Source organism: Pseudomonas sp. HMSC067G02 (genome assembly GCF_001813485.1).
Classification (GTDB): Bacteria; Pseudomonadota; Gammaproteobacteria; order Pseudomonadales; family Pseudomonadaceae; genus Pseudomonas; species Pseudomonas aeruginosa.
The window spans coordinates 1-443 of the sequence record NZ_KV812605.1; the positions used below are offsets into that span (position 1 = coordinate 1).

General features: G+C 69.8%; 1 protein-coding gene. It reads left to right on the plus strand.

What is annotated here, in order from left to right; all coding sequences use genetic code 11:
• On the plus strand, positions 1–443 hold a 443-nt coding region (locus HMPREF2914_RS00005; protein WP_177344128.1), incomplete at both ends, for an AMP-binding enzyme.

Consider the following 443-nt stretch of genomic DNA (forward strand, 5'->3'; position numbering starts at 1 on the left):
GGCTTCCGCATCGAACTGGGAGAGATCGAGGCGCGCCTGCGCGAGCATCCGGCGGTGCGCGAGGCGGTGGTGGTGGCCCAGCCGGGCGCGGTGGGCCAGCAGTTGGTGGGCTACGTGGTGGCGCAGGAGCCGGCGGTCGCGGATTCGCCGGAAGCGCAGGCGGAGTGCCGGGCGCAGTTGAAGACGGCGCTGCGCGAGCGCCTGCCGGAATACATGGTGCCGTCGCACCTGTTGTTCCTGGCGCGGATGCCGCTGACGCCGAACGGCAAGCTGGACCGCAAGGGCCTGCCGCAGCCGGATGCGAGCCTGTTGCAGCAGGTCTACGTGGCGCCGCGAAGCGATCTGGAGCAACAGGTCGCGGGGATCTGGGCGGAGGTCCTGCAATTGCAACAGGTCGGGCTCGACGACAACTTCTTCGAGCTTGGCGGCCACTCGTTGCTGGC